Annotated in this window: 3 protein-coding genes and 1 pseudogene; 1 reads left to right on the top strand and 3 read right to left on the bottom strand. The window is 61.4% G+C overall.

Features of this window, described 5'->3' with window-relative positions; all coding sequences use genetic code 11:
- Positions 1 to 378, top strand: a pseudogene (locus NW841_RS11010) (hypothetical protein); the annotation flags it as partial.
- A 76-nt stretch (positions 379 to 454) separates the two neighbouring features.
- Here the strand turns inward: NW841_RS11010 and NW841_RS11005 are convergent.
- The 3 genes from NW841_RS11005 to csaB all read right to left on the bottom strand — a co-directional run bounded on the left by NW841_RS11005 (position 455) and on the right by csaB (position 3,261).
- Positions 455 to 1,279, bottom strand: coding sequence for an alpha/beta hydrolase (locus NW841_RS11005; RefSeq protein WP_414371590.1), 825 nt, complete (start codon positions 1,277 to 1,279; stop codon positions 455 to 457).
- 66 nt (positions 1,280 to 1,345) lie between these two features.
- Complete coding sequence (locus NW841_RS11000; protein ID WP_414386391.1) at positions 1,346 to 1,918, bottom strand: type II CAAX prenyl endopeptidase Rce1 family protein; 573 nt, start codon at positions 1,916 to 1,918, stop codon at positions 1,346 to 1,348.
- Positions 1,919 to 2,100: 182 nt separating this feature from the next.
- Positions 2,101 to 3,261, bottom strand: coding sequence for a polysaccharide pyruvyl transferase CsaB (gene csaB, locus NW841_RS10995; RefSeq protein ID WP_414386389.1), 1,161 nt, complete (start codon positions 3,259 to 3,261; stop codon positions 2,101 to 2,103).
- Positions 3,262 to 3,598 lie beyond the last annotated feature (337 nt).

Below are 3,598 nucleotides of genomic sequence, written 5' to 3'. Positions count from 1 at the left end.
GATCTGGAGGTGCGGATTTCCAGCATCCGCGATGTGGAGATGTTCCAGGTGTACCTGGGCCTCTGTGCCTTGGAAGGCAGCGTGGTGGCTGTGCAGCAGGAGCTGTTTCCCCTTTGCGTGATGCTGTACCCCCCTCTGAAGGTGGAGTGGAAACTGGTGCGGCAGATGCTGGAGCTGTTGGATGAGGCTTTGCACTCTCGTCTCAGCCCGGCTAGCTACACTTTCCTCCTGCCTTATCTGCGAGCCGTGCAGGGCATGTTCTCGCTGGAGGTTTTCCCCGAGAGCGACCCGATCTGGAGCCATCATCCCGACGTGCTGCGCTATATGGGAACGGCGCAGAAGCTGTTGCAAGAATTGATGGGTCAAAAAGTCACTTGAAAATCCTCACGCTTGTCCACTCTATCTTTAGAGCAGGACAGGCTGTTGGGCTATCGCTCTTCAAACCTGCTGGGATCTACGGAGTGTCCAGGAAAGGGGTGGGCTCCACCAGCTCGGTCACAAATTGGTGCAGAATGGGCAGGTAGCGTTCCCCGGCCACCTGGAGCAAGTTGTTGTGATCGGCTCCCTCGATGGGCACCAAACGCTTGGGATCCCGTGCTGCTTGGTAAAGGGCTTCGGCATGCCAGAAGGGGATCAAGCGATCCTGAGTGCCGTGCAAAATCAGCAGCGGGCAATTGATCTGGGCAATGCGGCTGAGGTTGTCGAAGCGATCAAAAGGCAGCAGCGGGATGCGGGTCAAGACGCGAAAAGCGGTTACAAAGGTGGATTCCAGGATCAAGCCCCCCACTGGCTTTTGGGCTGCTAGATAAACCGATGGCCCGCCTCCCACCGAGCGTCCATAAAGCAGAATCCGCCCCGGCGGGATCCCCTGATCTCGTAGGTAAGCGTAGGCCGCTTCAATGTCTTTGTAGGCACCGGCCTCGGAAGGGATCCCTTCGCTGGTGCCGTAGCCGCGGTAGTCGTAGGCCAAGACGCTAAACCCCCCCTGCTGCAGTTTCCTCAGGCGCGGCAGGATATCTCCTAGGTCCTCGGCGTTGCCGTGGCTGTAGAGGAGGGTATAGGTGGCTGCGGGATTGGGCAGGTAGACCGCTGAAATCTGCAGGCCATCGGCGGTGGTGAGTTTGAGAATGGCCTCCCCATCCTGGTAGCTGGCGGGGCGGGGCAAAAAGATCAGCCGCTCCGATTGAAACCAGCCCAGCCAAAGCAGGTAGCCGTACACCCCCAGGCTGATGAGCAGCAAGGATGGCCCCAGCCGCAGTCCCAGAAAGGGCTTACTCATTGCTCCTTCCCCTCACCCCCGGCCCCTCTCCCTCTAGGAGAGAGGGATTGGGCAGCGACGTTGGGCTTAGGATTTGGCTAGCAGGGCAGAACCTTTCCAAAGGCAAACTCCAATCCAGTTAACCAAAGTATGAGCGACGATGGTTACCAACAGGTTTCCCGACAGCCACACGCCCATCCCTAGGAGGATGCCCACCGCACTGGCCCAGACGGCATAGGGCCAACCCTGCCACTCTAGCCAGTGTAAAACCCCAAACAAGAGCCCGCTCAGGAGGATCCCGCCCGTCCACCCCAAGGGGCTGGCCACCAGCGCTGCCATCAGCACGCCGCGAAACAGCCACTCCTCGCTCCAGCCCGGTAGCACCCCCACCCAGAAGATATCCCGCCATTGCAAGGGATCCGCCACCAGGTGTAAGTAGGCGGAAGCCGCCCGGCGATAGGCCGGCCAAAGCCAGTAAGCCCCGCCGCTCAGCAGCGCCACCCCCAGCCCCAGCGCCGCTCCCCAGGCGACGGCCAGCGGATCCCAACGGAAGGGCACGCGGAGGGATCCCAGCCAGATCCAGAGGCCGGCGATGAGGGCCAGGATCAGGCTGGTCAGGCCCATCCCGATCAGGATCTGTTGGCGGGTACAGGGTTGCATCTTGGCACTCAGGGGAGGAGCCTATTCCCAGCGTAGGGCGAATTCCGACAAGAACGGCTGCCCGAATCCACACTGGCAGCGGGGAAGACTCTCAGTTGATGCTCTCCCCAGTCCTAGAGAGCGGGGTTTGCGCCGCCATTGTCTCGGTCAAGGGGGTAGGAGCTGGGGATCCCCCCTCTCCTTTAAGGCAAGTGCTGCCTCAGCAACTGGGCGTGCTGGGCTGATCGCTCCACCCAAACAGCCACTTGGTCAGGGCTGAGGGCCGGCCCGTCGGCATAGCAGGCCAGCCAAGCCCGGTGCAAAGCTTCGGGATCCTCTGGGATCGCCTCGAGATCCCAGCCGGGCATGCCCAATTCCCCGAGTAGCGTTTTTACCTTGGGATCGTAGCTGAGGCCAAAGCAGGGACAGCCCTCAGCAGCCGCCATCACCAAGCCGTGGTAGCGCATAACGATTGCCAATTTCACCCCCCGAAAGACCCCCTTTAAAAGATGGGGATCCCGAATCTCCAAGACCTGGCTGGGGCCGGGCAGGCGCTGTTGCAGCTGTTGCGCTAGGCGGTAGTCTGGGCCAAGGTCAAGGGAGCCAGGAGGAGCCAGTTGGAAGGGCAGCAAAAGCAGATAAGCCCCTGTGGCAGCCTGGAGGCGCCTCAAGCCTTCCGCCAAAGTCTCAAGTCGCGCTGGAGTGAGCTGGGGATGCTGCCGCAAGACCACGGCAATGCGGGGCTGAGGCCATCTTTCCCACTCCGGCAGGGTTTTGGCGGGCAGGCCCCAAACCGGATCTGGGGCCACCTGATGGGGGATCCCCCAATCTCGCAGCCATTGGGAGGCAACGGCGTCGCGCACACTGATGGCCGTACAACCTGCTAGAGACCGGCGGGCCAGCTCGCGGATCCAGCCCCGCTGCAAAGGCCCGATCCCCTGGGCCCAGGCCAAAGTTTTCAGCCCCCGCCGCTGGGCCCAGAGCATTAGACCCAGGTAGTAAAGCGGGCTGCGCCAACTGGTGCGATCCTGCAGCAGGCTGCCCCCACCCCAGATGAAAGCTTGAGACTGCCCCAGATAGCGCCGCAAAGCCCAGCCGTCAAAGCGCGGACAGGCCAGCACCCCATAGGTGGCAGCCGTTTCCGCAGGGCGAGGAGAGAGCACCACCGGCTGTACAGGGTTGGGCAACTGCCGCAGCTGCTCCAGTAGAGCCAGCAACAGGGCCTCGTCGCCGGCATTGCCGTAGCCATAGTAGCCACAGATCAAAACCTGTGGCCCCTGCCTGGAGCCGATTTGCTCAGGCAAGTTGCGCCGGGATCCCCAATCGGTAGAAGTCAAGGTTCGGTCGAACTCGGCCCGTTGCATCGAGAACCTAGTCCAGCCTACAGCTTTCTTCCGGGATCCAGAGCGCTGCTGGCGCAGACATCTCCCTTGCAGCCGATGGTCTCGGACAGGTCTTCCTTGATGTTCTGCCCACGGCTAGAGCTTGCTTCCGCGCAGCACTGTGCTAAGGGGTCTTTCTCAGCTTATGGGATTGCTCCCGCTTGCCAAGCTGCCCAGAGCATGAGGTTTCTATCGCAGGGGACGCCGTAACCCCAACTCCAAGGCCTATGGCCGGCTTGCGCGAAGGAATGTGGAAACACTCCAGATACTTCCTCTCCTTGCCGCAGTTTCGTGTTCTCGCAGGCGCAAGATCTCAAGG

The organism is Synechococcus sp. H60.3 (assembly GCF_047462295.1).
In the GTDB taxonomy this organism is placed as follows: domain Bacteria; phylum Cyanobacteriota; class Cyanobacteriia; order Thermostichales; family Thermostichaceae; genus Thermostichus.
The sequence above is the reverse complement of the archived record's forward strand: the minus strand, read 5'-3'. Positions and strand labels throughout refer to the sequence as shown.